Origin of the sequence: Rhizobium sp. SEMIA 4085 (assembly GCF_013004495.1) — a bacterium.
GTDB classification, from domain to species: domain Bacteria; phylum Pseudomonadota; class Alphaproteobacteria; order Rhizobiales; family Rhizobiaceae; genus Rhizobium; species Rhizobium gallicum.
The window spans coordinates 1-4,224 of sequence record NZ_JABEPH010000444.1; the positions used below are offsets into that span (position 1 = coordinate 1).

At 56.4% G+C, this 4,224-nt stretch carries 5 protein-coding genes and 2 pseudogenes; 1 reads left to right on the forward strand and 6 read right to left on the reverse strand.

Features of this window, described 5'->3' with window-relative positions:
• Nucleotides 1-489: dihydrodipicolinate synthase family protein (locus tag C9413_RS28635; protein WP_170251246.1), on the reverse strand; the 489-nt coding region annotated here is incomplete at its 3' end.
• Nucleotides 490-653: 164 nt separating this feature from the next.
• On the opposite strand from C9413_RS28635, the gene C9413_RS28640 reads away from it, so the two are divergent.
• Nucleotides 654-1,685 (forward strand): LacI family DNA-binding transcriptional regulator, encoded by a 1,032-nt coding sequence (locus C9413_RS28640; RefSeq protein ID WP_040116159.1) that lies wholly within the window; start codon nucleotides 654-656, stop codon nucleotides 1,683-1,685.
• 78 nt (nucleotides 1,686-1,763) lie between these two features.
• Here the strand turns inward: C9413_RS28640 and C9413_RS28645 are convergent.
• From C9413_RS28645 to C9413_RS28670, 5 genes and pseudogenes are all read right to left on the reverse strand, one after another.
• Nucleotides 1,764-1,931, reverse strand: a pseudogene (locus C9413_RS28645) (GNAT family N-acetyltransferase); the annotation flags it as partial.
• Nucleotides 1,932-2,861: 930 nt separating this feature from the next.
• Nucleotides 2,862-3,293, reverse strand: a complete 432-nt coding sequence (locus tag C9413_RS28660) for a type IV toxin-antitoxin system AbiEi family antitoxin (RefSeq protein WP_040116160.1) — start codon at nucleotides 3,291-3,293, stop codon at nucleotides 2,862-2,864.
• The gene (locus C9413_RS34305) at nucleotides 3,274-3,690 is read right to left on the reverse strand and encodes a type IV toxin-antitoxin system AbiEi family antitoxin (protein ID WP_267285126.1); all 417 of its coding nucleotides are present in this window, start codon (nucleotides 3,688-3,690) and stop codon (nucleotides 3,274-3,276) included. The genes C9413_RS28660 and C9413_RS34305 overlap by 20 nt, the downstream gene beginning before the upstream one ends.
• A gap of 87 nt (nucleotides 3,691-3,777) precedes the next feature.
• Nucleotides 3,778-3,945: pseudogene (locus tag C9413_RS34310) on the reverse strand (EAL domain-containing protein); the annotation flags it as partial.
• 46 nt (nucleotides 3,946-3,991) lie between these two features.
• Nucleotides 3,992-4,224, reverse strand: a 233-nt coding sequence (locus C9413_RS28670) for an aminotransferase class I/II-fold pyridoxal phosphate-dependent enzyme (RefSeq protein ID WP_170251247.1), incomplete at its 5' end; no start/stop codon positions are given.

Below are 4,224 nucleotides of genomic sequence, written 5' to 3' on the forward strand. Positions count from 1 at the left end.
ATCTTGGGTCGCGATCGCAAGCTGGGTGTCGAGGTCGTAGGAAGCCTTGGTGGCATCCGGGTACTGGAACAGGATGCACTGCAGGCCCGATTCCTGCCAGATGGCCCTGTAGCGATCTTGCGGCGCGCCTTTCTGGAACCCGAAACGCAGCCAGCCATGGTTAGGATAGACAAGAGCACCCGTCGCGCCGGCAGACTTGCACTTCTTGGCTTCTTCAGCGGCGACCTTGGTGCCCTCGCCGGTGATGCCGGCAATGATTGGAACCTGACCATCGACGGCTTCGACATAGGTGCGGATGAGCTGCAGGCGCTCTTCCTCGGTCAGGAACGTGCCTTCGCCGGCATGACCAAGGATAACTAAGCTCTTGACGCCGTCCATGCCGGCAAGCCATTTGGCGATACGGGCATTGGCCGGATAATCGACCCCTCCGTCGCGGGTAAACGCGGTAACGGGTGCCGGGCTCAGGCCCCTCAAATCCATCGTTGGCATAGGTTGTCTCCTCCTTGATAGCCGCTGTCGCCTTCGTGATCAGCGATGGGATCGTTAACGGGAACGTTCCCACTATCGTTTCCGATTTTGCTGGAGTCAACATTTTTTTTGATGCATGCTTGGGAGCATTGATCGCGAGAGCGCCGTAAATGGAAAAAAGTGAAATGGATTCAAAGCCCGAAGAAGCGAACCGCCAGACACGGGTGACTATCCTCGACGTTGCGTCGGCTGCTGGCGTTTCAAAATCTACAGTGTCGCGGATCCTCGATGAGCGACTTCCCCGATCCGACAACGAAACCTCGCGCCGCGTCCGGAAAATCGCAGAAGACATGGGTTATGTCAGAGACGTCTCTGCGGCGAGCCTCCGACGCGGCAACACGATGACGGTTGGCGTGATCGTGCCCCGGCTGACCGATACCGTCATGGCAATGCTCTACGAGTCCCTGGCAAAAGCGTGCAGCAAAAGTGGCCGCTTCGCCATTGTCGCGACAACCGATGATAAACCCCAGGCCGACAGACTTGCTGCCGAGTCACTTCTGAAACGAGGCGTCGACGGCTTGATTCTTTCGACTGCACGCGAGGATGACGATTTTCCTGACGAGCTGGTTGCCCGAGGTGTACCTTTTGTCCTGGCGTTGCGTACGGATGGACGGAGCCTGTCTTCGGTGGGCGACGACAGGCTGGGCGGATATCTGGCGACACGCCACCTCCTGGACCTCGGTCATCGTCGTATCGGAGTAATTGCCGGTCCTTCATATGCCTCCAGCTCGCGCGGGCGCGTCGAAGGCTACAGGCAGGCACTGGAAGAGGCCGCCATCTCGGTCCGCGCGGATCGCATTGTGCCGTCGACCTTCGGGATCGACGCCGGAGCGGATGCGGCCCTGCAGCTCATGCGCCTCGAAGATCGTCCGACGGCGATCTTTGCCGTGAACGACAACACCGCAATCGGTGCTCTTTCCGGCCTGTCACGCCTCGGAGTATCCGTACCCAACGATGTCTCAGTCGTCGGATACAACGATATCCCGATCGTCAGCCATCTTCCGACACCGCTCACGACACTGCGCGTCCCCTTCGAGCAGATTGCGTCAAACGCTTTGGATCTGCTCACGAGCGGCGCCATTTCAGCTGACGATCGAGTCCGTATTTCGGCTCCGACCCTCATACCCAGAAAATCGTCCGCCAAGCCCAGATCTTGAACAGATCGGAACCCTCGGCACCTCATTTCTTGCGCCGGAGGTCAGGATTTGATTTCAGCGATCTAGCAATCAGCTTGGTCAGGAAGTCAGCGCATTGTTGAGGTCATGCAACCCGACCAGCAGCATCATGGGGTCGGACGGGGAAGGCAGAAAGCCAACCGCTTCGTAGAAGGCTCGTGCGTCATCCGAAATCGCATGCACCAAAACGCCGCGAATCCCAAGTATCTCGGCGGCGTTGATCAAGCGGGATATGAACCGCGGACCCGCTTATCAAGCGGCACCATGACGGGCGCCCGGCGAAGATATTCTCTGTCAATTTCAACCTTTTACCTGGCTGTCGGCCACAGGAGAAGCCGAGGGAATTTCTTCTCGCGAATTTGCTCTGTCGCTTTTTCCGACGACGTCCATGGCTCACCTTTGAACAGCGGTAAGACATGGGTCCAAATGACGCCGAACGCATGAATCGCATCGTCGCCCGTGAATTCTACGCCTGGCGGAAGCCAAGGGCGCGATGTCCTCTGTCAGGCTTTTTGTCAGCTTTTCAAGCATTCTTTGCTCCGCGTTCGCCCGCGAGATTACATTCTCCTCGAGCGAAAGGTAATGCTCGAAAGCAGCGACAAGCCGCCCCGCGTCGAGAGAAAGCTCGCGCCAACCTTCATGTAGATCAAAGAGATCGCGGTTCTTTCTCCGCTGCAGGAGAGCCCGGAGCTTTGTGCCAAACAGCTCTTCCTTGTCATATCATACGATATCGGCGGCACAGACGAACCACCCATTCTCTACCTTGAGGGGGTATGCGCGTCCCAAACAACGATTTGTGCTCGCGTGTGTTTATCTCCACCTTTAGCTTGAGTGTCGGTTCAAGCTCCGCCTCCGGTGCGAACCGGAAGATGAGGTGCGTAGAATGGCCCGCCTGCTCTCTCTTGAACTTTCCTAGCCATGACAGAGCGCCGCGGATTGCATCGATTGGAACCAAATCGATATCTTCTGAATAGCGCAAGGGCCGTTTGAAAAGCAGTTTGTTGATTGCCGTGCCACCTCGAAAGGCGATCTTGCCTTGGAGCTTCGGTGCCGAAAAGAGGTTACAGAGCGCGCGAGAAATAATGAGATCTTGTTCGATCTGGCGAGAGTCCGGCCAAGGCGCCTGGGTAGCCCAGACTGTTAGATGCGAATTCGGGATCAAAAATCGATCTCCACGGTTTCATTGATGTCGAGACGCCACCGATCATCTCTTGTTTCAGAAATGGAAAGGCCCTCGATCAGAGGCCTTACCGATGGATCGAGTGGCGTATACTTGTCCGTTTGCTTGGCAAATGGTTGCAATGCGTCAGCCTGTTTTTTGTGTTTCGACAATTCGAGCAAATAGCCGAGGCGTCGGACTGACGTATTTCCGAAGTGCTGCGCAATCGACGCCAACTTCTTCGGATTCGCTCTGTCGCCGATGTCCTTCGCAATTTGCGCAACACCATTGATACCCGTGGCGCGCTTAAAGTAGCGGATGCAGTCCAGAAGCGTTAGCTCCACGCCTGCAGCCTGAGCGTAGCCGGCATCCGTTTTCAGGGAAGTCAGCCATTCCTTTTGGTTGGTTGCGCTAAAGATGGCGGGCGTCAAATAGATGAACTGGGATGCGGTGGCGCCCGATCACGATCGAGCGGAACTGCTGCGGGACGACAACTTGAAGCACCATCGCGGCCCGGTGCGAGGAGCCGTGCATCGCGGCCGCGCGTAAGAAGGGAATCCGGTAGTCTATGCCCAGATATTTCATCAGCGGCTCGATCCAGCGCGCCGGATCTGGAGCACCGGCAATCTTGTCCTCAGGCCGCAGGATGATGTAAAATCCATGCCTCGGATTGGCTAATCTCTTCTTGGAGATTTGACGTGTCAAAGCTGCAGTGAAGGCGTTGGGTTTAAGCGACAGCTCAGCCAAAGCCTCTGCGCGGGTAAACGTCGAGTACCCGCTTGTTACCTTTTTTCGATGTAATCTCGAGAGATGGCATCCGCTAATCATACGCAAAAACAAACAAATTAATATGGGTTTTGCATATGATTGGCGCAATTGAAGATGAATATCTTCATCGAGTTGGTCGGGGCGAATGGCGAAGCTACGGTCGAGCTTGATCTTGTCGAAGGGGAAAACGCGCATCGTATCGAGCGAGGAATAGCCTGTGCCGAAATCGTCGAGCGCGATCGTCACATCCAACTTGCCGATCTCCTGCAGCTGAATGCGCGTGCGCGCCTTGTCATGGAGATGGCCCACCGAGGATGATTGGACAGACGAATTTAGCCTTTGGGATAAACCGTTGGAGCATTTATGCGACCTGCCTTGCGAGCGCGCAGCGCGACCAGAGGGAGTGGAGTGCTGCGACCAGCTGTTCGATGTCGGCATCGGAATGCAGCGGCGTCGGGGTGATGCGTAGCCGTTCGGTCTTCTTCGGCACCGTCGGATAGTTGATCGGCTGGACATAGACGCCGAAATTGTCGAGCAGCAGATCCGAGATCCATTTGCACTTCGCCGCATCGCCGACCAAGACCGGCACGATGT